Source organism: Rugamonas sp. DEMB1, assembly GCF_029834475.1.
In the GTDB taxonomy this organism is placed as follows: domain Bacteria; phylum Pseudomonadota; class Gammaproteobacteria; order Burkholderiales; family Burkholderiaceae_D; genus Rugamonas; species Rugamonas rubra.
On record NZ_CP122407.1, the window covers coordinates 5,071,551 to 5,092,219 of the forward strand.

Below are 20,669 nucleotides of genomic sequence, written 5' to 3' on the forward strand. Positions count from 1 at the left end.
GGGTCAGACCCTAGGGTCTGACCCTCGATTCCGCCGTTGGGTTTGAATTAGGCCAACGGCGGGCGAACATCCTTCGGCCTCAGCCGCCGCAGGGCCGCTGCGGCAGCGCGGCGGCGGCCATGCCCGCCGCCGCCGCGGCTGGGGCGGCCGGCATCACGCCGGCGCCGCCCGCCGCCGCCGTCTTGAGCAGCGCCGGCTTGGCCGCCGCCGGCTCGATCAGCGGCATCAGGCTGGGCGCCAGCACCGTCAGCAACTGCACCGGCAGGGCGCTGGTGAAGTCGTAGTTCTTCGACTCCGGCCCGTGCACATAGGCGGTCATGCTGCCGAAGAAGCGCTCGCCGATGTTGAACACGAAGGTCGCCGAACGGTTCACATAGCGCGACTCGATCAGCCGGCCGCCGCCGCCGTAGACGTCGAAGCGCTGGTCGCCGGTGCCGGTCTTGCCGCCCACCGGAATGACCGTGCCGTCGGCCTTGACGAAGGCCACGCGGGCGCGCTTGGCGGTGCCGTCCGAGACCACGCCGCGCACCGCGTCGGCCACCACGCGGGCCACCTCGGGCGCCAGCACCTGTTCGTTGTTGCTGGCCTTGCCGCGCGTCAGCAGCGTCTCGTACGGCGTGCCGGAGGCGAAGTGCAGCGAGGAGATGCGCTGGCTGCCCTTGCGCACGCCGCCGTTGACGATGATGCCCATCAACTCGGCCAGCGCGGCCGGCCGGTCGGCCGAGGCGCCCAGGGTGGTGGCGTAGGACGGCACCAGCGACTCGAAGGGATAACCCATCTTCTTCCACTGGCGGTGGATCTCCATGAAGCCCTCCATCTCCAGCAGGCCGGCGATGCGCCTGTCCTGGGCGTGCTTGTGGTGGGTCTTGAACAGCCACTGGTAGACCTCCTGCCGCTCCTTGTCGCTGGCCGCCATCATCTGCGCCAGCGTGGCGCCGCTGTGGCTGCGCATATAGGCCACCATCCACAGCTCCAGTGGATGGACGCTGGCCAGGTAGCCGCGGTCGGCCAGCGACCACTTGTCGATGGCGTACTGCCCGAACAATTTGCTGACGCGCTCGGCCGGCACCTCGTTCTGCGACGGCAGGTGTTCCTTGAGGAAGGCGGCGAACTGCTCCTCCCTGGCCTGCGGGTACAGGGTGCCGAAGATCACCGCCAGGCGCACCGGCGTGCTGCGGATGTTGGCCAGCAGCACCTGGTCGAGCTCGGCCGGCTGCTTGCCCTTGTACTTGCCGTAGAAGCGCGCCAGGAACTCGCGGCCCTCCTTGTCGGCGAAGCGGGCCAGGTAGCCGGCGCGGCGCGGATCGTCGGCGTCGGCCAGCAGCGAGGCCGACGAGCCCGGCGTCTGGAACATGTAGAACTTGGCCACGTCGCGCATCAGGCGCACGAACACCAGGTTGGTCGAGTGGCGCAGCGCCTCGGTCACGCTGAGGATCTTGCCGTTGTCCTCCTTGGAGAAGTTGCCGAAGTGGTGCAGGCCGCCGCCGGTGAAGAAGCCCTCGCCCGGATTGCCGGAATACTTGCGCTCCATCGCCGCGTGCAGCATAGGCGTCAGCTCGCGCCCGCCCTTCTCCAGCGGCAGCGCCTTGAAGTACTCGATGGCCCACTGCGACAGCTTGTCCTGCGGATCGACCACCACCTTGGCCAGCGCGGCGCCGTCCATGCCGGCGTACTTCTTGTTGAGCTGGTCGACGATGTCCAGGTAGGTCACCAGGGTGCGCAGCTTGGCCGTCGAGCCCAGGTCCAGCTTGGCGCCCTCGTTGATGTCGAGCGGCTGGTCGTAGTTGTCGGTCTGCAGGCGCAGCAGGTTGCTCTGCTCGCCCTTCTCCAGCAGGGTGAAGCTGTAGACCACGTTGGCCGGGTCGCCGTTGCCCAGCATGCCCTTGCCGGTCAGGCCGGCGGCCTTGGCGTGCTCGGGGTCGCGCAGGTCGCGCAGCACCTGGGTGACGGCGCGCTGGGCCTGGGCGTCGAGCGTGCTGACCACGTTCAGGTCGAGCCGGTCGAGGTTGTACATGCGGTTGTCGCCGAGCAGGTTGGCCAGGTGCACGCGGATCGCGTTGGAGGCCTTGCGGGTGACGAAGCTCATCGCCGGCGCCGCCTGCACGCCCGAGCCGGCGGCCGGCCGCAGGCGCACCGCCAGGCCGGCGTCGCGCAGCGCCGGCGTGATCAGGCCGTCCTGCGCCAACAGGCGCAGGTGGCTGTTGGCCAGCACCTCCAGGTCGGCCGTGCCGTCGCCCAGGTAGTGGCTGGGGCGGCGCTGGGCGATCAGCAGGCTGAGCGCCTCCTTGAAGGCGAGCGCGCTGCCGGGCTGGTCCATCTTGCCGCCGAGCAGGCGGTTGAGCTCGTCGAAGTCGCGGCCGTACCAGACCCACATGCCGTCGCCGATGCCGTTGACCTCGCCGTAGCCGGGCTTGGCCGACAGCGGCACCGTGTTGAGGTAGTCGACCACGATCTGGTGGCGCACCTGCGAGGTGTCCTCGCCCTGCTGGTAGGCGCGCAGGCTGGCCGAGACCATCTGCTGCAGCTTGTCCTTGAGCGAACCGGTGCGCCCTTCCGGCGAGTGGCGGTACTTCTCGATCTGCGTCGCCAGCGTGCTGCCGCCGGCCGGCCGGTGGCCGCCGCTGATGCTGTTGACCGACTTCTCCAGCACCGCCTTGCTGAGGCGGTCCCATTCGACCGCCGGATTGCGCTTCGGATACTTGGTGTCGAGCAGCTCGCGGTTCTCGATGAACAACAGGCTGTTGACCAGCGCCGCCGGGGTCTGCTCGAAGCGCGCGTAGATGCGCTCCGGGTAGCTGGCCGAGAACAGCGGCTGGGCGCGGCAGTCGACGATGGCCAGGCCGGTCTTGGTCTTCTCGCGGTAGGTGGCGAACACGCCCATGTCGGCCAGCTCGAGCATCTTCGGCGAGAAGCGCGACTGCGCCGTGACGGCGTAGTCGCGCGCCTTCAGCTTGGCCAGGTAGTCGGGCAGGTTGGCGTAGCCGAGCCGCTCGTCGTAGGGGCTGTCCTTGGGGAAGCGGATGGCGTTGCTCGGCCCCGCTTCGACCCGGTAGCTGAGTTTTTCCACCAGGCCGGCGAAGAACCTGGCCTGCATCGTCGAGCTGCGGGTTTCCTGCACGCCCCACCAGAGGGCGAAGGAGAGCAGCACCAGCAGCACCAGGATGAAGGCGTTGCGGGATCGTTTGCCGCGTCCGGGAGTGGACGGCGGCGCCTCTGGCTGGGAGGGGGCCAGGTGGGCGGAGGTGTCGGGATTGTCGTTTTGCATAGGGGTGGGGACGGCGCGCAAATGACGCTGACGGCCATAGCCGAAGGCTGCCGCGCCGGCGCGCAACTTGCGCACCGCACGTACAACAATCCGGGGCCGGCGGAAGCGTCGATTGCTTAACATATTGTTCAAACCGGTCAGTCGTCTGTTTCAGTCATACTTACGGCCACATCTCGAGTACGAAGCCCGCACGCGATACGATCTGGAGTGAGTGCTTTCGTCGGCAACGCTGATGCAATGGGCGCGCCGGGCCACCGCGGTGTGCGGCGGCGGCGGGCTGCGCGCTTGACTCCATTGCACCACAACGGCGCCGTGGCGACGGCCCGCCGCGCAGAAAAAGCGCGCGCCGCCGGCCATTTTCGCAAAAAAACAACGGCGCCTTGCGCGGCGCGAAAAGCCCGCCGCGGCGCCGCCACGGGCGCCGTCACAGCGGGCGGAACTCGACCCGCAGGCGGCCCAGCTCGGCGCACAGTTGCGCGTAGGCGGCCTCGGTCTGCGCCGGCTCGCCCTTGACGCCGAGCTCGATGTGGCGGCGCGTGTTGGCGTCGCCCACGCTGGGCAGGCTGAACACCTTGACCAGCGGGAACCGCGCCTCCAGCGCCAGCATCAGCGGCGTCAGCGCCGACTCGGCGGCCTCGTACACCGTCACCGCTTTTTCCAGCCGCGGGGCGCGGTTGAACAGGTGGGCGTAGTGGGTGTCGAGCACCCATTCGATCATCGGCCAGGCCATCACCGGGAAGCCCGGCACGAAATAGTGCTCGCGCAGCGCGAAGCCGGCCACGTTGTTGTAGGGGTTGGGCACCAGCGCCGCGCCCTCGGCGAACTCGGCCATTTTGAGGCGGTGCAGGTTCTCGGCCGAGTCGAGGTCGGCCGCCACGCCGCTCTGCTCGCCCATCTGCACGATGCGCTGTTGGATGTTGCGCTTGCCCTCGGCGTGCAAGCGCAGCGGCAGGCCGAGCGCGTCGGCCGCCGCCTGGCGCGTGTGGTCGTCCGGCGTGGCGCCGATGCCGCCGCAGCAGAACACGATGTCGCCGCTGGCGAAGCTGCGCCTGAGCGTGGCGACGATGCGCGCCGGCTCGTCGCCCAGCACCTCGGCCCAGGCCAGTTGCAGGCCGCGCGCGGCGAGCAGCTGCAGCACCTTGGGGAAGTGCTGGTCGACCCGCCGGCCGGAGAGGATTTCGTCGCCGATGATGATGAGTCCGATTGCCATGCTTAGCCTTATGGAAACGAAAAAACGATAGGAATACCCGCTGCGAATGCCCGGCCGGCAGCGGCGCGGCGCGGCCGGCTCACTCGGCCGCCATCACCGCCGCGTTGGCCGCCACCTGCTCGACGCGCAGCGCGGCCAGCGCCTCCAGGCAGTAGTAGGTGAACCACAGGCCGGTGAAGATGAACACCAGGATGTACAACCAGATCGACAGCGCCGCCAGGAAGGGGAACAGCACCACCGCCATCACGCTGCCGCCCACCCACAGCAGGCCGGGCAGCGCGCCGGCCAGGCCGGAGACGACGCCGATGGCCAGCAGCGGCCAGCGGTGCCGGCGCAGGATCGCCTGCCGCTCGGCCACGCTGGCGTAGTCGGCCAGCGCGTCGTAGACCATCACCCGGCCGGTCAGCCAGCCCCACAGCGCCACCTGCAACAGCACGGCCAGCGGCGGGATGGCGTACAGCGGCAGGGTCAGCAGCCACAGCACGGCGAACACCAGCACGGCGGCCAGCGCGGTGCCGGCGCTGCCGAGCAGGCTGCCGCCGCGGCGCTGTTGCAGCCCGGCGTAGTGGCGCCCGCCGACGTGGCGCACCACCACCGGCATCGCCGCCACGCCGATGAACACCAGCGCCGTCATGATCATCAAGGGCAGCAGCAACAGCATGGCGACGAAGGGCACCACCACGGTCTTCAGCATGCCCAGGCCGAGCGAGGCCAGCCAGCCGTTGCTGAGTTTGAACAAATCGTGTTCGATGAACAGCCCGTGCAGATGGTCGAGCAGCGGCTGCAGGCCGAAGAACAGCAGCACGCCCCACAGCGCCACCGACAAGACGAAGGGCAGCAGGCTGAGCAGCAACATGCGCGCCTGCAGCTGCGACAGCACGGCGCGGCCGTAGGCGTTCAGCACGGCGCGCATCAGGCCGCGTCCCTGCGCAAGGTTTCCATCATCGCCACTCCCCGTCCGGTGGCCGCCTGGGCGGCGGCATTGCAAAACAGTTATTTTAAGGGCAAACGGGGGGGCGCACAGGAGGGGCGGCGAAAAATATTTCCAAAACGCAATACCGAACAACGCGGCGCACCGCCCGCCCCTGCCGGTCCGGCCGGCCGCCGCCCCGGGGCACGCCGCCACGGGCCGGCCGGCGGCGCGGCGGCGGGCCGCGCCGCATAGCGCTTTGCACCTGCTTGCACTACAATTCGGAGCGGTTCCCGATTCCCTATTTTTTACGTCCAACAAGGAAAAACATGTCCACCATCACCACCGACTCCGGTCTGCAGTACATTGAAATCGCCGTCGGCGAAGGCGCCGAAGCCAAACTCGGCCAGAACGTGACCGTGCACTACACCGGCTGGCTGCGCAACGACGACGGCAGCAAGGGTCCGAAATTCGACTCGAGCAAGGACCGCAACGACCCGTTCGAGTTCGCCCTGGGCGCCGGCATGGTGATCCGTGGTTGGGACGAGGGTGTGCAGGGCATGAAGATCGGCGGCACCCGCCAGTTGATCATCCCGGCCGAGCTGGGCTACGGCTCGCGCGGCGCCGGCGGCGTGATCCCGCCGAACGCCACGCTGATCTTCGACGTCGAACTGCTCGGCGTGTAATGCGCCGCGCCGCCCGCCCGGGCGGTGCCGCCCCCCTTGGCCGGCAACGGCGGCGCCGCAGCGCCGCCTGCGCTGGCGCCGGCCCCGTGCGCCGCCCCCCCGCCCTTGCCTGCCCCGCGCTTCCCCGCCCTTCCCGTCAACGCTGCCAGCCCTTGCGCAGCGCGTCCAGCTCCGCGTGCGGATCGAGCATGCCGCCGTCGATGCGCTGGTCGATCGCCTCGAGCAGCGCGGCCGGCAGGTTCACCCCCGCCATCCGGTAGGCCCCATCTGCGGCTGCGGCCGCGGCACCTGCACCAGCACCGGAATGCGCCACTGCGCGCCGCCGCGGCAGGCCAGTCCGCTCAAGTCCTCGCTGGCGCCGCCCAACGTGAAGCTGCGGCAATAGCCGCCCTGCCGGGCGACGAAACTCAAGCCCACCCGCACGTCGCCGGCCAGCGGCGCCGCGCCGCCCAGCTGCTGGTCCAGCGCCGTCGCCAGCAGGCCCTGCGCCGTCAGCACGCCGTCGCCGCTGGCCAGCATGGCGCCGTTGGCGCCGGCCGGGCCGGCGCCCCAGGGCGGCCGCCAGCCGGCCAGCGCGGTCCTGCCCAGCACCACGCCCAGCACCAGCGCCAAGGCCAGCAGCAGGCCCAGCGCGGCCCAGTCCAGCCAGCGCCAGTGGCGCAGGCGGGCGCGCCGCGCCGCGCCGGCCTGGGCGGCGCGGTTGGCGCGCACGGCGGCCAGTTGCACCACGCTGCCGGCGCGCTGCCGGCCCGGCGGCGGCCAGGCCGGCTCGGCCCGCGCCGCGCCCTCCAGCGGCGCGTACAGGGCGGCGCGCAGGGCGCGCTGGTGCGCCACCCGGCGCGCCAGCGCGGCGTCGTGCTGCATCTCCTGCTCGAGCGCCCGGCGCGTGGCCGGGTCCAGGCCGCCATCGGCGTAGGCCATCAGGGTGTCGTCCGAAAAACTCATGGTGCTGTCCTCGCTAGCCTACGGCGGCGCGCTCCCGCCCCTCAGTTCTTTATATGGCAGACCGGCCGACTATACAAGCCCAGCCATGCTGGCGCGCCGCCCGGCGCATCCCCCGGCGGCCCGCCCTTGCTGGGCGCGGCGGGCGCGGCGGCGGCCCGCCTCAAGCACCACAAGGCTTGCTTCAACGGAATGTACTTACTTTTGGCAATATTTATGCTAATCTGCGCGCTCTAATAACCAAGGAGGTAGTAATGAAAAAAGGCGAATTGATTGCAGAATTTGCGAAACGCACTGAAGTGTCAGCTGCTGCCGCCAACGGTGCGGTGAACACGCTGCTCGCCATCATCACCGAGCGTCTGAAAAAGGGCGACACGGTAGGCATCACCGGCTTTGGCACCTTCTCCGTCGCCAAGCGCGCCGCGCGCAAGGGTCGCAACCCTGCCACCGGCGAAGCGATCAAGATCGCCGCGTCGAAAACCCCTAAGTTCTCCGCTGGCGCGACCCTGAAGGCCGCCGTCAATCCGAAGAAGAAGTAATCCCGACGTGGTGTGACGACGTTGCCGCCCGTCCGGGCGGCGGAAACGGCGGTTCGCGGTGTGGCCCTGGCGCCCGCCCCGGCCGCCGTTCTGTTTTTCAGGCCTGGTCCATCAGCGCCAGCAGCAGCAGTTTTTCGAACTCCGGCGCGAAGCGCTCGATGATGCGCTCGGGGTCGCGCGCCAGCGCGTCGTCGGTGACGATGCCGAACTGCACGCCGCCGTTGTAGCTGAGGATGGACACGCCGACGCCGATGTCGCCCGACTGCGGCACCCAGAACATCACCTGTTCGAGCCGGCTGCCGGCCAGGTACAACGGGGTCCGACGGCCCCGGCACGTTGCTCATCACGGCGGTCGCCTTGCGCGCGAAATAGTTCTGGATCTCGTTCTGCACCTGCTTCGGCGTGGCGCCCAGCACGCCCAGCACCGACATCGCCACCAGCGCCGTGTAGCCGCCCTTCAGTTCGTCCATGCGGCGGCGCACCTCGCGCAGCCGCGCCACCGGGTTCTCGATGCCGACCGGCAGCACCAGCGGCACCAGGCCGAAGGCGTTGCCCAGCTTTTGCAGGCCGCTCTCCCTGCGCAGGTTGACCGGCACCATCACCCGCAGCGCGCAGTCGGGCGCCACGGCGTCGCCCTTGGCGCGCAGATAGGCGCGCAGCGCGCCGGCCACGCTGGCCATCAGCACGTCGTTGATCGAGCAGCCGTAGGCCTGGCCGACCGCCTTCACCTCGGCCAGCGGCAGCGGCTCGCTCCAGGCCACGTGCTTCCTGCCGTTCGGCCTGCCCTTCAGGCGGGTCGGGCTGTCGCTCTCCATCGCCGTCAGCTTGACGGCGTCCTGGGTCAGCTGGGCGGCGGCCTGGCCCAGCTGACCCAGCCGTTCGCCCATGTGCGGCAGATCGGCCCACATGGCGAAGGACTTCAACCACAGCGCCGACGACAGGTCGATCGCCTTGACGCTGGCGGCGGTGATCGGCAGCAGGATCTGCTGCCACGGGTTGCGCTCGGCGGCGGCCACGGCGGCGGCCGGCGGCGCGTGCGGCTGGGCATCGGGATGGGCGCCGAACATCGACATGAACACGCCGACCAGGGCGACGCCGTCGGCGATGCAGTGGTGGATGCGCACGATCAGCGCCTGGCCCACCTTGCCGTCGGCGCCGACCACCTGGTCGACCAGGTGCATCTGCCACAGCGGCAGGTGGCGCGCCAGCGGCTGCTGCGACAGGCGGCCGACCAGCAGTTGCAGCGCCGCCTTGTTGGCGCCACCGTCGGCCGGCAGCGCCAGCGCGGTGTGCACCACGTGCTCGTCCAGGTCGACCGCCTGCTCCTGCCACCAGGCGCCGCCCAGGTCGGTGACGACCCGGCTGCGGAAGCGGCTGAAGGCGAGGAAGCGGGTGGTCAGCGCCTCCTTCAGGCCGTCCTTGCTGATCGGCGCGCCCAGCATGGCGACGCCGACGATCATCATCTGGTTGCCCTCCGAGTCCATCCTGAGCCAGGCCGTATCCACGCTCGACATCTTTTTCCGGCTGAAGCTGGGCAAGGCTGTGGACAACATTCGAGCATCTCCTCTAAGGTTTGCGGGCGTTTTGTTTGTATTATGGTGCGTATCGGTGATGTCAACGTATTAAGATACTAGTGACATTACTCTAGCCCAACAACCTTGGCAAGCGCGGCAATCCGCGCCGCCGCCCTGGCAACAAGCCTTTTCCAATAGGAGCAATCATGAGTTTACAAGAACAATTCCAGCAGGCCCAACTCGACTCGAAAAACCTGTCCGAGCGTCCGGACAACATGACCTTGCTGAAGATGTACGCGCTGTTCAAGCAGGCCTCGAGCGGCGACGCCAGCGGCGACCGTCCCGGCTTCACCGACATGGTCGGCCGCGCCAAGTACGACGCCTGGGCCGCGCTGAAAGGCAATTCGACCGAGGAGGCGCAACAACAATACGTCGACCTGATCGAAGAACTGAAGGGCTAGGCAGCCCGAACGCGGCGGGCCTTGCGCCCGCCGCGGCAACACCCGCGCCGCCTCACGCGGCGCCGAACACCTTGCGCATGTTCTCCGCCACCTTGCTCTCGATCTTGCTCGAGAAGGCGCTGAACAGGAAGCCCAGCTTGATCTCCATCTGCGCCTGGTGCTTGTGCAAGGTCAGCGAGCCGGCCACGCCGCTGCGCTCGAAATGCAGCACATCGCCCTCCCACTTGCACTCCATATCGAACTCCGCCGCCATTTCCTCGGCGACCTTCTGCGCCGCCTCGCGCGCCTTCTTCGGCGTCAGCTGGTGGTCCTGCACAATGTTGATGTCAGCCATCTGGCTATCCTTTCGAGTTTGAAACAGGCGCCATGATGCCAGCTGGCAGGCCGGCGCGCCAGTGGCGCCGGCCGCCGCCGGGCGCCGCCTAGTGCGCCATCGGCTGCGGATGCCAGCCCAGCACGGCCAGCATGACGGCGAAGCCGAGCACATAGGCCAGCGGCACGTGCCAGCCATGGCGCAGCCACTGCGCCACCGAGCGCGACTCCGGATACATGCCGCTCAGCGCCACCCCGGCCGAGGAGCCGAACCAGATCATCGAGCCGCCGAAGCCCACCGCGTAGGCCAGGAAGCCCCAGTCGAAGCCGCCCTGCTTGAGCGCCAGCGCGGTCAGCGGGATGTTGTCGAACACCGCCGAGACGAAGCCGATGCCCAGCGCGATCGGCCAGGAGGCCGGCGGCAGCGCCTCGACCGGCATCAGCGAGGCCGACCAGACCAGCGCCAACAGGAACACCGCGCCGCGCAGCGCACCCGGCAGCTCGTGCCAGTCGGGCCGGCGCACCAGGCCGCTGAGCAGGATCGCCAGCCAGACCGCCGCGCCGAGGAAGGGGAACAGTCCGCTGGCGGCGGCGTAGCGGGTGTTCAGCAGCACGTTGGCGCCGATCGTCAGGGCCAGGATGAAGGCGACGATGCCGACCCGCAGCCAGTCGACCCGCACGCCGTCCGGCGCGTCCTTGACGATCGGGCTGTGGGCGTGCTGCTGGCGCGCCGCCGGCACCGCGCACACCAGCAGCGCCACGCCGGCCGCCACGTAGGCGTGCAGCACCTGGCCCGGCGCGACGCCGGCCAGCCACATCATGGTGGTGGTGGTGTCGCCGACCACGCTGCCGGCGCCGCCGGCGTTGGAGGCGGCGACGATGCCGGCCAGGTAGCCGATGTGCACCTTGTTGCGGAACACGCTGCGGGCGATGGTGCCGCCGATGATGGCGGCGGCGATGTTGTCGAGGAAGCTGGAGATGAAGAACACCAGCACCAGCAACACCAGCGGCCCCTTCCAGTCGTCCGGCATGTAGTGCGGCAGCACCGCAGGGATCTGGCTGCGCTCGAAGTGGCGCGCCAGCAGCGCGAAGCCGAGCAGCAGCGCCAGCAGGTTGGCCAGGCCGACCCACTCGTGGCCGGCGTGGCCGAGCAGGCCGGCCAGGCCGGCGCCCTCGCCGAACGGCGCCCACAGCAGCTTGTAGACGGTGATCGCCAAGGCGCCCCACAGCGCCGTCAGCATGGTGCTGACGTGGCTGAAGGCGACCATGCCGAGCACGCCGGCGAACAACAGGAACTCGAGCGGCACGCCGGCCAGCGCCGGGCCGGCGGTGGCGGCCGGGACGGCGCCGGCGACATTGGCGGCGGCCGGGCCGGCCAGGCAGGACAACAGCAGCAACAGCGGCGGGGCGAAACGGGGCATGGCATCTCCTGGGGACGGGTCCGCTGCCGGCGGCGGCGGGCGGCGCGGAATTTTGTTGTGAACCGGATTCTAGCGCATCGCCCGCCACGCGCCGCCGGCGCCGATCTTTGCGCCGCGTCAAACGGGGCGCCCCGCCCCGGCGCCACCATGGTCTAGTGCAGTGTTGCGTTCTTGGGGGCGCATATAAAAATGATGCATTTGGCCGCCAGGCTAGGCGCCAACCGGAGCGATAGCGGCCTATCGCGAGGATTTGCAACGACGCTTGGCGGGCAAAGGCGCATTTTTTGGCGTCAACAAGGACGCAACACCGCACTAGATCCGGCGCGCCGAGGCGGCGCCCGGCGGCGCGCCGGCCCGCTGCCGCCGACGCCGGCCGCCCCCAAGCGCAGCAGCATCCATCGGGAGATTCATCATGGACCAAAAAGTCATCGTGCCGGTCGAGGCGGTGCTGACCAAGTGCGCCGCACTGCCGGTCGGCTACGTCCCCACGCCGTCGGCGTCCTACCGCCAGCACCGCAAGGCGGCCCAGCTGACCCAGGAGCCGGCCGCGCCGCGCCTGAAGGAGGCGGCGCTGTACCCGCCCGGCTCGCGCGTGCTGATCTGGAAGCAGGACCCCTCCGTCAGCGAGATGGGCACGCGCAAGTCCTACCTGCCCGGCATCATCCTCGAGGGGCCGCGCGACGCCCGCATCGTCAGCGGCAAGCCCGGCATCGCGGCGGTCAGCCCGAACACCTTCGGCGACTTCATCCTCTCGCCCAACACCGACCAGTTCGACGCCGTGCACACCTTCGCCATCGTGCGCCAGACCTTGACCATGTACCAGCGCGCGCTGGCCAGCAACGGCGCCGGGGCGCCCCTGCCCTGGCAGTGGAACGGCGCGCACAACACCGCCCCGCTGCAAGTCTACCCGCACGGCCTGCCCAACGTGATGAACGCCTACTACAGCCGCTCCGACCGGGCGCTCAAGTTCGGCGACTTCGTGCCCAGCGGCGCCAGCGAGCGCATGTACACCTGCCGCTCGCTCGACATCGTCTCGCACGAAGCCGGCCACGCCGTGCTCGACGGCCTCAAGCCGAAGTGGCTGCTCAGCAGCAATCCGCCGCAGACCGGCGGCCTGCACGAATCCTTCGGCGACCTGACGGCGATCTTCCTGACCCTGTCCCAGTTCGACCAGGTCGAGGCGGTGATCGCCCAGACCAAGGCCGACCTGCACGACAAGACCTTCCTGGCCGACATGGCCGAGCAGTTCGGCCTGGCGCTGGGCCGCCCCAACGGCCTGCGCAACGCCGACAACGACCTCAAGCTGTCCGAGGTGGGCAACGAGGTGCACGCCATCTCGCAGGTGTTCACCGGCGCCATCTACGACATCCTGGCCGACATCTTCGCCTTCGAGCGCGGCCCCGACATGCGCGACGACGCCATGGTGCTGCACGGCGCCGCCGAATACCTGCGCGGCCTGGTGTTGCGCGCGCTGATCGCCGCGCCCGACAGCGGCGCCACCTTCGCCGACGTGGCCAACCAGATGCTGAAGATCGCCGCCGCCGACCAGCGCCCGGTCGAGTACCGCAACTTCATCCGCAACCGCTTCACGCTGCGCGAGGTGGTGCTGGCGACGGTGGCGCCCAGCGTCAACCACGACGCCGCGCTGACCCTGGCACCCAACATCGTCGACCAGGCGGGCGCGCCCCAGGACCGCCGCGCCTGCTGCGGCACGATGAACCACGCCGACTACGCCGGCGTCGAGGACGTGCTCGAGGAGGAGCGCCAGCGCCTGGCCTCCTGGTGCCGCGACTACGGCTGCGGCGGCGGCAACGGCGCCGACGGCGGCGGCAACGGCAACTGGCGCGAACCGGCCAGCGCCGAGGAGCTGGGCCTGACCACCAACAAATGAGGCTGGAGCGGCCGTCCCCGCCCTGGCGGGCGGGTTCGACCAACAACACCACAAGGGGAAAGAGATGAAGATTAGCGCCACCTCCAGCGGCGGCTACGCCGGCCTGGCCCAGCACTTCGAGGTCGACACCGCCAGCGGCCCGGCCGGAAAGGCCTTGGAACGGCCCTGAAGGCGCACAACTATTTCGCCGCGCCGCCGGCCGCCGCGCCGATCGGCGCCGACCTGTTGCACTGGACCCTCACCTTCGACGACGCCGGCCAGCAGCGCAGCGTCAGCTTCGTCGAGGACGGCCAGCCCGCCAACGCCCCCTGGCAGGAGCTGCTGGCGCAGATCCGCGCCGCCGCCTGAGGCGCCGCCCAGGCCGCCGCGCGCGACGTGATACGGACCATAAACGAATTTGCTTATATGTATTGTATATAAGCCCAATTTGTGAGAAGCAGCGAATTACCTTAAAATACAGTGCTTTGCGGAAGTGCGCGCGCCGCCATCGCGCCGCTGACGCCGCAGCACACCAACATTGATAGGACTGTTATGACCCACGTTGTCACCGAATCTTGCATCAGCTGTCGCTACACCGATTGCGTCGATGTCTGCCCGGTAGATTGTTTCCGCGAAGGCCCGAACTTCCTGGCGATCGACCCCGACGAATGCATCGACTGCGCCGTCTGCGTGGCCGAGTGCCCCGTCAATGCCATCTTCGCCGAGGAGGACGTGCCGTCCGACCAGCAGGCCTTCATCAAGATCAACGTCGACCTCGCGCGCAACTGGCCTTCGATCACCAAGACCAAGGCGGCCCTGCCGGAAGCCGAGGAGTTCAAGGACGTCAAGAGCAAGCTGCAACTGCTGGTACGTTAAGACAGACAGCGCCCCCACCGCCCGCCCGGCCAGCCCGGCTGGCGGACCGCATTCCGACGCCCCTCTCTCTTCGAGTTCCGCGCGCCACGCGCGGGCCTGTCTCATTGTTGCCAAACCAATATTGAAACCACAGGAAAGCATCGTATGAATAGCGCAACCACGTCCCCCACAACCGGCCTCATCGAAGCCGACGCCGTCATCATCGGCGCCGGCCCGGTCGGCCTGTTCCAGGTGTTCGAACTTGGCCTGCTGGAAATCAAGGCCCACGTCATCGACTCGCTGGCGGCGGTGGGCGGGCAATGCGTCGAGCTGTATCCGGACAAGCCGATCTACGACATCCCCGCCGTGCCCTCCTGCACCGGCCAGGAGCTGACCGACAACCTGCTCAAGCAGATCGCCCCGTTCAACCCGACCTTCCACCTGGGCCAGGAAGTGACCGTGGTCGAGCGCCGCGACGACGGCCGCTTCAACGTCGAAACCAGCGCCGGCACCCGCTTCGTCACCAAGACCATCTTCATCGCCGCCGGCGTCGGCTCCTTCCAGGCGCGCACGCTGAAGGTCGACGGCATCGACGCCTTCGACAACAGCCAGCTGTTCTACCGCGTCAAGGACCCCGCCCTGTTCGAGGGCAAGAACCTGGTCATCTGCGGCGGCGGCGACTCGGCGCTGGACTGGGCCCTGAACTTCGTCGGCAAGGCCGAATCGGTGGTGCTGCTGCACCGCCGCGAAGACTTCCGCGCCGCGCCCGCCTCGGTGGCGAAAATGAAGGCCCTGTGCGACGACTACGAGATGCAGTTGTTGATCGGCCAGGCCAGCGGCTTCGAGGTCGACGCCGCCGGCAAACTGAACCACCTGAAGGTCACCGCCCTCGACGGCGTGACCCGCCGCGTGCCGCTCGACATGCTGCTGGTGTTCTACGGCCTGACGCCCAAGCTCGGCCCGATCGCCGACTGGGGCCTGGACATCGAACGGCGCCAGCTCAAGGTGCAGAGCACCGAGAAGTTCGAGACCAACGTGCCCGGCATCTTCGCCGTCGGCGACATCAACACCTATCCGGGCAAGAAGAAGCTGATCCTGTCGGGCTTCCACGAGGCCGCCCTGGCCGCCTTCGGCGCCGCGCCCTACATCTTCCCGGACAAGAAGATCCACATGCAATACACCACCACCTCGCCCAAGTTGCACAAGGTGCTGGGGGTGGAAAGCCCGGTCTTCGATTAAACAACGGTCCGGCCCGCAACGGCCGGCTCCTGTCCTACACAAAAAGCAGCGGAAACGCTGCTTTTTTTCCGTCCGATACACTATCATCGTACTATGAAAACAGGGCAAAGCCGCATGCCTGCTTTCTCTCAAGTATCCTAAAGTGCTTTACGTCACGAACAAATATCCTATAATTGGACTATGATGTAAGGCGTTGGTGCACCGCACCAAACTCATTTGCCAGGACTACTTATGCTCTACCAACTGCACGAAATGCAACGTTCGCTTCTGACGCCTCTCATGCAATGGGCCGACGCGTCGTCGAAGATGTTCACCAATCCTGTCTCCCCGCTGGCGCACACGCCGTTTTCGCAACGGATCGCCGCGGGTTACGAGCTGATGTACCGATTGGGCAAGGACTACGAAAAACCAGCCTTCGAGATCGACAGCGTCCAGGTCAACGGCCAGACGGTCGGCATCGTCGAGCACGTCGAGCTGACCAAGCCGTTCTGCCGCCTGCTGCACTTCCGCAAGGACCTGGGCGACAAGGAAACGCGCGCCCTCAAGCAGCCCAAGGTGCTGCTGGTGGCGCCGCTGTCGGGCCACCATTCGACGCTGCTGCGCGACACCGTGCGCGCGCTGTTGGCCGAACACGACGTCTACGTCACCGACTGGACCGACGCCCGCATGGTGCCGATGACCGAAGGCGCCTTCCACCTCGACGACTACATCTACTACGTGCAGGACTTCATCCGCCTGCTGGCGCCCGACCTGCACGTGATCTCGGTTTGCCAGCCGACGGTGCCGGTGTTGGCCGCCATCTCGCTGATGGCCACCGCCAAGGACCGAAGCTGCCGAAGACCATGACGATGATGGGCGGCCCGATCGATCCGCGCAAATCGCCGACCCAGGTCAACAACCTGGCCACCGAGAAGAAGTTCTCCTGGTTCGAGAACACCGTGATCTACGCGGTGCCGCCGAACTACCCGGCCTTCGGCCGCAAGGTCTATCCGGGCTTCCTGCAGCACGCCGGCTTCATCGCCATGAACCCGGGCCGCCACGCGCAGAGCCACCGCGAGTTCTACATGCACCTGGTGACCGGCGACGACGAGCCGGCGGAAGGCCACCGCAAGTTCTACGACGAGTACAACGCGGTGCTCGACATGCCGGCCGAATACTATCTGGACACCATCAAGACCGTGTTCCAGGAGTTCAGCCTGCCCAAGGGCACCTGGAAGGTCGGCGGCCAGCTGGTGCGGCCGCAGGACATCACCACGGTGGCCCTGTTCACCGTCGAGGGCGAGCTGGACGACATCTCCGGCGCCGGCCAGACCCAGGCCGCGCACGAGTTGTGCAGCGGCATCCCGGCGAATATGCAGCAGGACTTCGTCGCGCCCCAGGCCGGCCACTACGGCATCTTCTCCGGCCGCCGCTGGCGCGAGACGATCTGCCCGAAAATCGGCGAGTTCATCAAGAAACACGGTTAACCGCCAACAAAAAACGCTCTTCGGAGCGTTTTTTTTCGTCCGTCCGCCGCCGGCTCAAGGCGCCATCACGCGGCGCGCGTTGTCCTTCCAATAGGCCCGCTCGATCTTGCCCAGGTCGAACTCGCGCGCCGCCTCGTTGAAGGCCTTCTGCTGCGCCAGTCCCTGCTCGTCGCGCTTGAAGCAGACGTGCACCGAGCGCTCCTTGAACAAGGTGTCGATGCTGCCGATGCGGGCCGCCTCGGCGCGGCTGAAGCGGCGCGAGGCCAACAGGTGTTGCAGCACGTGCCTTTCGACCACGATGGCGCCGACCCGTTGCTTGAGCAGCTTGCGCAAATTGGTCTCGTCGTTGACGCCCTCGTCCACCGTCAGCTCGCCGCGCTGGCGCATGGCGTCGAACTGCTCGCCGTTCGAATAGCCGGCCACCGTGCCGATGCGCAGCTTGTTCAAGCCGGCCAGGCCGGCCGCCTTCACCGGCGCCGACTTCAAAAAGGCCAGCACCGTCTGCGTGTTGCCGATCGACGAGGAGAAGTGGCACAGCTGCTCGCGCTCGGGCGTGCGCCAGACCGCCAGGAAACCGGCGTAGCGGGGATGGTGCAGACCGAACTCCATGGTCCGCTTCCACGGGAAATACTCGATCTGCAACTGGATGCCGAGCCGCCCGTAGACCGCCTGCAGCAGGGCGCCGGACAGGCCGCTGTCGGGCAGGTCGGGGCCGACGAAGGGCGGCCAGTCCTCGGCGGCGAAACGGATCACGCGCAGCGGCGGCACGCCGTCCGGGTGCGCCGCGCCGACCGGCTGGACGGCGCACAGCGCCAACCACAGCAGACAGCCGCCGGCCAGCCGCCGCCGCGGCGGCAACGCTAGGGACGACAACGGCGGCGGCAAGCGCGACGGCGCAAGGGAGCGACTCCAGCGCAGGATAGACAACATGGCGACTACCGGATTGAACGCGACACGACTATCCTCGCATAAAACAAAAAGTTCGCAAACTTAATTGTAGGCAATACTGTTTTCCTGCTATCGGGCCGCGCGCGACAAGGTTTTTCGGCCCGCCCCGCGCAGATATCGGATAATGACGCTTTCCCGTTTTTGAAGCTGACCGTGGCCGCTCCAGATTCCCCCTCCCTCGCCGACCGCATCGAAGACCTGCTGCCGCAGACCCAGTGCACCAAGTGCGGCTACCAGGGTTGCCGCCCCTACGCCGAGGCGATCGCCGGCGGCGGCGCCGACATCAACCAATGCCCGCCGGGCGGCGCCGAGGGCGTGGCGCGCCTGGCCGGCCTGCTCGGCCGCGCCGTCATCCCGCTCAACCCGGTCAACGGCCGCGAGCGGCCGCGCGCCGTCGCCTACATCGACGAGGCGCCTGTGCATCGGCTGCACGCTGTGCATCCAGGCCTGCCCGGTCGACGCCATCGTCGGCGCCGCCAAGCAGATGCACACCGTCATCCCCGGACTGTGCACCGGTTGCGACCTGTGCGTGGCGCCCTGCCCGGTCGACTGCATCGTCATGTACCCGGTGACGCAGACGGCCGGCTGGGACGCCTGGAGCCAGCCGCAGGCCGACGCCGCGCGCCTGCGCCACGAGCGCCGCGCGCTGCGCCTGCAACGCGACATCGCCGAGAACGACGCCCGCCTGGCCGCCAAGGCGGTGGCCAAGCTGCGCGCCGTCGACCAGCTGGCGCCGGAGAACACGGCCGAGCAGGCCGAGAAGGAGCGCAAGCGCGCCATCATCGCCGCCGCCATGGAGCGCGCCCGCCTGAAGGCCGAGGCCGCCAAAGCCGGCGACACTGCCGACACCCCGCCGCCACCCGCCGCGCCGCCCGCCGACCAGACGCCGTCCACATGAACAACGCAAAACGACTGGACATGTTCACGCGCTTCCGCGCCGCCAATCCGAAACCCGTCACCGAGCTGGAGTACACCACGCCGTTCGAGTTGCTGATCGCCGTGCTGCTGTCGGCCCAGGCCACCGACGTCGGCGTCAACAAGGCGACGCGCAAGCTCTATCCGGTGGCCAACACGCCGGCCAAGATCCTGGCGCTGGGACTCGACGAGTTGACGGAATACATACGCACCATCGGCCTGTACAAGACCAAGGCCAAGAACGTCATCGCCACCTGCAAGATTTTGCAGGAGCAGCACGGCGGCGAGGTGCCGCGCGACCGCGCTTCGCTCGAGGCGCTGCCCGGCGTCGGCCGCAAGACCGCCAACGTGGTGATGAACACCGCCTTCGGCGAGCCGACCATGGCGGTCGACACCCACATCTTCCGCGTCGCCAACCGCACCGGCCTGGCGCCGGGCAAGAACGTCGACATCGTCGAGCAGAAGCTGCTCAAGTTCGTGCCCAAGGAGTTTTTGCACGACGCCCACCACTGGCTGATTTTGCACGGCCGCTACACCTGCATGGCGCGCAAGCCGCTGTGCTGGAACTGCATGGTGGCCGACCTGTGCGACTACCGCGCCAAAACGCCGGCGCCGGCCGACGCCTGAGGCGAATCCGGCGAACCCACGGGCGCAAACCTAGGGTCAGACCCTGAGGGTCTGACCCTGGCTCGTCGATGGCGCCGCCGTTGCGGCCCTACAACAAGACCATATTATCGCGGTGCACCAGCTCCGGCCCCTCGAGGAAGCCGAGGATCGCCTCGATCTCGGCCGAGGGCTTGCGCATGATGCGGCGCGCCTCGGCGCTGGTGTAGTTCGACAGGCCGCGCGCCACCGCCCGGCCGTCCTCGCCGACGCAGGTGATGACGGCGCCACGGCCGAACTCGCCCTTGACGTCGACCACGCCGATCGGCAACAGCGACTTGCCCTCCTGCGTCAGCTTCTGCACCGCGCCGGCGTCCAGCACCACCTGGCCGACCGTGTGCAGGTGGTCGGCCATCCACTGCTTGCGCGCCGTCAGGTGGCCGGTCTGCGCGGTCAGCTCGGTGCCGATCGCCTCGCCCTGGGCCAGCCGGGCCAACACGTCGCTGTCGCGGCCCCAGGCGATGATGGTGTGGGCGCCCGACTTGGCGGCGCGCTTGGCCGCCAGGATCTTGGTCAGCATGCCGCCCCGGCCGAGGTCGCTGCCGGCGCCGCCGGCCATCGCCTCCAACGCCGGATCGCCGGCGCGGCCCCGCTGGATCAGCTTGGCGTCCGGGTCCTTGCGCGGATCGGCCGAATACAGGCCGTGCTGGTCGGTCAGGATGATCAGCGCGTCGGCCTCGATCAGGTTGGCCACCAGCGCGCCCAGGGTGTCGTTGTCGCCGAACTTGATCTCGTCGGTGACCACCGTGTCGTTCTCGTTGATGATCGGCACCACGCCGAAGCGCAGCAGGGTGGTCAGCGTCGAGCGCGCGTTCAGGTAGCGCTCGCGGTCGGCCAGGTCGGCGTGGGTCAGCAGCACCTGGGCGGTGCCCAGGGCGTGGGCGCGGAAGCTGGTCTCGTAGATCTGCGCCAGGCCCATCTGGCCGACGGCGGCGCAGGCCTGCAGTTCGTGGATGTCGGTCGGGCGGCGCTCGAAGCCGAGGCGCAGCATGCCCTCGGCGATGGCGCCGGAGCTGACCAGCACCACCTGCTTGCCCAGCGCGCGCAGGCCGGCGATCTGCGCCGCCCAGCGGGCGATGGCGGCATGGTCGAGGCCGCGGCCGTCGTTGGTGACCAGCGAGGAGCCGACCTTGATGATGATGCGGTTGGCTTTTTGTATGACGGAATTCATGGTGCGGCGGTTCTCATCTGAAGGCTGACAAATAAATACCCTGGCGGCGGCGCGCGCAGCGTGGAGCGTGCGGCGGCCCCGGCCGGGACGAATCTGGTGCGTTGCTGTGACATCGCCGGGAACGGGCTGGCCGTTCTTCCGCTTATAGGGCCGGGTCCGTGGTAACGGGGCCGGCGCCACATTGATGACATACATCGGCGATAACCGTTTATGTCGAGAAAAATGCGAAACGGCCGCACTAGTGCGGCCGGCGTTACACCCATTTTAACCAAGCTGGGCCGG

General features: G+C 68.3%; 17 protein-coding genes and 3 pseudogenes. 10 read left to right on the plus strand and 10 right to left on the minus strand.

The annotated features are described in order from the left end of the window. Positions 1-79: 79 nt before the first annotated feature. The 3 genes from QC826_RS23355 to QC826_RS23365 form a co-directional block, all read right to left on the minus strand. Positions 80-3,265: a transglycosylase domain-containing protein gene (locus QC826_RS23355; RefSeq protein WP_279762675.1), complete on the minus strand. Its 3,186-nt coding sequence runs from the start codon at positions 3,263-3,265 to the stop codon at positions 80-82. Positions 3,266-3,689: 424 nt separating this feature from the next. Further along, positions 3,690-4,475, minus strand: coding sequence for a competence/damage-inducible protein A (locus QC826_RS23360; RefSeq protein WP_279762676.1), 786 nt, complete (start codon positions 4,473-4,475; stop codon positions 3,690-3,692). A gap of 79 nt (positions 4,476-4,554) precedes the next feature. After that, positions 4,555-5,388, minus strand: coding sequence for an EI24 domain-containing protein (locus QC826_RS23365; protein WP_279762677.1), 834 nt, complete (start codon positions 5,386-5,388; stop codon positions 4,555-4,557). Positions 5,389-5,714: 326 nt separating this feature from the next. Between QC826_RS23365 and QC826_RS23370 the strand changes: the two genes are divergently transcribed. After that, entirely contained in the window at positions 5,715-6,071 is a 357-nt protein-coding gene (locus QC826_RS23370) for an FKBP-type peptidyl-prolyl cis-trans isomerase (protein ID WP_093387623.1), read from the plus strand. A gap of 240 nt (positions 6,072-6,311) precedes the next feature. On the opposite strand, the gene QC826_RS23375 is transcribed toward QC826_RS23370, so the two are convergent. Beyond that, positions 6,312-7,016, minus strand: coding sequence for an anti-sigma factor family protein (locus QC826_RS23375; RefSeq protein ID WP_279762678.1), 705 nt, complete (start codon positions 7,014-7,016; stop codon positions 6,312-6,314). 251 nt (positions 7,017-7,267) lie between these two features. Here QC826_RS23375 and QC826_RS23380 point away from each other — a divergent pair, with 251 nt between their 5' ends. Further along, positions 7,268-7,552: an HU family DNA-binding protein gene (locus tag QC826_RS23380; RefSeq protein ID WP_093387626.1), complete on the plus strand. Its 285-nt coding sequence runs from the start codon at positions 7,268-7,270 to the stop codon at positions 7,550-7,552. A 97-nt stretch (positions 7,553-7,649) separates the two neighbouring features. On the opposite strand, the gene QC826_RS31370 is transcribed toward QC826_RS23380, so the two are convergent. After that, positions 7,650-7,832: a WS/DGAT domain-containing protein gene (locus QC826_RS31370; RefSeq protein WP_313872893.1), complete on the minus strand. Its 183-nt coding sequence runs from the start codon at positions 7,830-7,832 to the stop codon at positions 7,650-7,652. Positions 7,833-7,923: 91 nt separating this feature from the next. Beyond that, positions 7,924-9,105: pseudogene (locus QC826_RS23385) on the minus strand (wax ester/triacylglycerol synthase domain-containing protein); the annotation flags it as partial. Between the two features lie 167 nt (positions 9,106-9,272). Here QC826_RS23385 and QC826_RS23390 point away from each other — a divergent pair. Then, positions 9,273-9,527 (plus strand): acyl-CoA-binding protein, encoded by a 255-nt coding sequence (locus QC826_RS23390; RefSeq protein WP_279762679.1) that lies wholly within the window; start codon positions 9,273-9,275, stop codon positions 9,525-9,527. 52 nt (positions 9,528-9,579) lie between these two features. Here QC826_RS23390 and QC826_RS23395 read toward each other — a convergent pair whose 3' ends face one another. Then, a complete protein-coding gene (locus QC826_RS23395; protein ID WP_279762680.1) occupies positions 9,580-9,861 on the minus strand; it encodes a polyhydroxyalkanoic acid system family protein in 282 nt (93 codons plus the stop codon). An 88-nt stretch (positions 9,862-9,949) separates the two neighbouring features. After that, positions 9,950-11,260, minus strand: coding sequence for a citrate transporter (locus QC826_RS23400; protein WP_279762681.1), 1,311 nt, complete (start codon positions 11,258-11,260; stop codon positions 9,950-9,952). Between the two features lie 412 nt (positions 11,261-11,672). Between QC826_RS23400 and QC826_RS23405 the strand changes: the two genes are divergently transcribed. The 5 genes and pseudogenes from QC826_RS23405 to QC826_RS23425 all read left to right on the plus strand — a co-directional run bounded on the left by QC826_RS23405 (position 11,673) and on the right by QC826_RS23425 (position 16,690). Continuing rightward, on the plus strand, positions 11,673-13,151 hold the full coding sequence (locus tag QC826_RS23405) for a hypothetical protein (RefSeq protein WP_279762682.1): 1,479 nt from the start codon (positions 11,673-11,675) through the stop codon (positions 13,149-13,151). Positions 13,152-13,376: 225 nt separating this feature from the next. Then, on the plus strand, positions 13,377-13,499 hold the full coding sequence (locus QC826_RS23410) for a hypothetical protein (protein ID WP_279762683.1): 123 nt from the start codon (positions 13,377-13,379) through the stop codon (positions 13,497-13,499). A 183-nt stretch (positions 13,500-13,682) separates the two neighbouring features. Continuing rightward, complete coding sequence (gene fdxA, locus QC826_RS23415; RefSeq protein ID WP_093387633.1) at positions 13,683-14,006, plus strand: ferredoxin FdxA; 324 nt, start codon at positions 13,683-13,685, stop codon at positions 14,004-14,006. Between the two features lie 144 nt (positions 14,007-14,150). Then, positions 14,151-15,224 carry an NAD(P)/FAD-dependent oxidoreductase gene (locus tag QC826_RS23420; protein WP_093387634.1) on the plus strand — a complete coding sequence of 358 codons (1,074 nt, stop codon included), beginning with the start codon at positions 14,151-14,153 and terminating at the stop codon, positions 15,222-15,224. A gap of 231 nt (positions 15,225-15,455) precedes the next feature. Further along, a pseudogene (locus QC826_RS23425) lies at positions 15,456-16,690 on the plus strand (polyhydroxyalkanoate depolymerase). Positions 16,691-16,744: 54 nt separating this feature from the next. On the opposite strand, the gene QC826_RS23430 reads toward QC826_RS23425, so the two are convergent. Continuing rightward, the gene (locus tag QC826_RS23430; RefSeq protein ID WP_279762684.1) at positions 16,745-17,620 is read right to left on the minus strand and encodes a substrate-binding periplasmic protein; all 876 of its coding nucleotides are present in this window, start codon (positions 17,618-17,620) and stop codon (positions 16,745-16,747) included. A 165-nt stretch (positions 17,621-17,785) separates the two neighbouring features. Here QC826_RS23430 and rsxB point away from each other — a divergent pair. Beyond that, a pseudogene (rsxB, locus tag QC826_RS23435) lies at positions 17,786-18,536 on the plus strand (electron transport complex subunit RsxB). Then, the gene (gene nth, locus QC826_RS23440) at positions 18,533-19,180 is read left to right on the plus strand and encodes an endonuclease III (RefSeq protein WP_279762685.1); all 648 of its coding nucleotides are present in this window, start codon (positions 18,533-18,535) and stop codon (positions 19,178-19,180) included. Before rsxB ends, nth begins: the two are co-directional and overlap by 4 nt. A gap of 88 nt (positions 19,181-19,268) precedes the next feature. On the opposite strand, the gene proB is transcribed toward nth, so the two are convergent. Next, the gene (gene proB / locus QC826_RS23445) at positions 19,269-20,387 is read right to left on the minus strand and encodes a glutamate 5-kinase (RefSeq protein ID WP_279762686.1); all 1,119 of its coding nucleotides are present in this window, start codon (positions 20,385-20,387) and stop codon (positions 19,269-19,271) included. Between the last annotated feature and the right edge of the window lie 282 nt (positions 20,388-20,669).

Bases quoted from the DNA above. Each gene is read 5' to 3' on its own strand.
- QC826_RS23355 (WP_279762675.1), bottom strand. From the start codon at position 3,265: ATGCAAAACGACAATCCCGACACCTCCGCCCACCTGGCCCCCTCCCAG.
- QC826_RS23360 (WP_279762676.1), bottom strand. From the start codon at position 4,475: ATGGCAATCGGACTCATCATCATCGGCGACGAAATCCTCTCCGGCCGG.
- QC826_RS23365 (WP_279762677.1), bottom strand. From the start codon at position 5,388: ATGCGCGCCGTGCTGAACGCCTACGGCCGCGCCGTGCTGTCGCAGCTG.
- QC826_RS23370 (WP_093387623.1), top strand. From the start codon at position 5,715: ATGTCCACCATCACCACCGACTCCGGTCTGCAGTACATTGAAATCGCC.
- QC826_RS23375 (WP_279762678.1), bottom strand. From the start codon at position 7,016: ATGAGTTTTTCGGACGACACCCTGATGGCCTACGCCGATGGCGGCCTG.
- QC826_RS23380 (WP_093387626.1), top strand. From the start codon at position 7,268: ATGAAAAAAGGCGAATTGATTGCAGAATTTGCGAAACGCACTGAAGTG.
- QC826_RS31370 (WP_313872893.1), bottom strand. From the start codon at position 7,832: ATGTTCTGGGTGCCGCAGTCGGGCGACATCGGCGTCGGCGTGTCCATC.
- QC826_RS23390 (WP_279762679.1), top strand. From the start codon at position 9,273: ATGAGTTTACAAGAACAATTCCAGCAGGCCCAACTCGACTCGAAAAAC.
- QC826_RS23395 (WP_279762680.1), bottom strand. From the start codon at position 9,861: ATGGCTGACATCAACATTGTGCAGGACCACCAGCTGACGCCGAAGAAG.
- QC826_RS23400 (WP_279762681.1), bottom strand. From the start codon at position 11,260: ATGCCCCGTTTCGCCCCGCCGCTGTTGCTGCTGTTGTCCTGCCTGGCC.
- QC826_RS23405 (WP_279762682.1), top strand. From the start codon at position 11,673: ATGGACCAAAAAGTCATCGTGCCGGTCGAGGCGGTGCTGACCAAGTGC.
- fdxA (WP_093387633.1), top strand. From the start codon at position 13,683: ATGACCCACGTTGTCACCGAATCTTGCATCAGCTGTCGCTACACCGAT.
- QC826_RS23420 (WP_093387634.1), top strand. From the start codon at position 14,151: ATGAATAGCGCAACCACGTCCCCCACAACCGGCCTCATCGAAGCCGAC.
- QC826_RS23430 (WP_279762684.1), bottom strand. From the start codon at position 17,620: ATGTTGTCTATCCTGCGCTGGAGTCGCTCCCTTGCGCCGTCGCGCTTG.
- nth (WP_279762685.1), top strand. From the start codon at position 18,533: ATGAACAACGCAAAACGACTGGACATGTTCACGCGCTTCCGCGCCGCC.
- proB (WP_279762686.1), bottom strand. From the start codon at position 20,387: ATGAATTCCGTCATACAAAAAGCCAACCGCATCATCATCAAGGTCGGC.